Annotated in this window: 1 protein-coding gene; it reads left to right on the plus strand. The window is 68.1% G+C overall.

Features of this window, described 5'->3' with window-relative positions; all coding sequences use genetic code 11:
* A partial coding sequence (locus tag EKO23_RS24765; protein ID WP_134721257.1) for an aminotransferase class III-fold pyridoxal phosphate-dependent enzyme occupies positions 1-750 on the plus strand: 750 nt, incomplete at both ends.

Genomic DNA, 750 nt, shown 5'->3' on the forward strand with positions numbered 1-750 from the left:
CGTTCCGGGTCCCGAACACGAACTTCTACCGCGCCCCCGAGCACGGCGACGACCTGACCGCGTTCGGTCGCTGGGCGGCGGACCAGATCGCGGTGGCCATCGAGAACGAAGGTCCCGAGACGGTCGCCGCGGTGTTCCTGGAGCCCGTCCAGAACGCCGGCGGCTGCTTCCCGCCACCGCCCGGCTACTTCGAGCGGGTTCGTGAGATCTGCGACGAGTACGACGTGCTGCTGGTCTCCGACGAGGTCATCTGCGCCTTCGGCCGGCTCGGCGAGATGTTCGGCGCCACCCGCTTCGGCTACCAGCCGGACATGATCACCTGCGCCAAGGGCATCACCTCCGGCTACGCCCCGCTCGGCGCGATGATCGCCTCCGACCGGCTCATGGAGCCGTTCCTCCAGGGCACCAACGCCTTCAACCACGGCTACACCTTCGGCGGCCACCCGGTCTCGACCGCGGTCGCGATGGCCAACCTCGACATCTTCGAGAACGAGAAGGTGCTCGGGAACGTCCGCGACAACCGCGACGCGTTCCGGGCCACGCTCGAGAAGCTGACGGACCTGCCGATCGTCGGCGACGTCCGCGGCGACGGGTACTTCTACGGCATCGAGCTGGTCAAGGACAAGGCCACCAAGGAGACCTTCAACGACGAGGAGGCGGAGAAGCTGCTGCGCGGCTACCTCTCCAAGGCGCTGTACGACGAGGGCCTCTACTGCCGCGCCGACGACCGCGGAGACCCGGTCATCCAGC

Origin of the sequence: Nocardioides guangzhouensis (assembly GCF_004519545.1) — a bacterium.
Lineage (GTDB): Bacteria > Actinomycetota > Actinomycetes > Propionibacteriales > Nocardioidaceae > Nocardioides > Nocardioides guangzhouensis.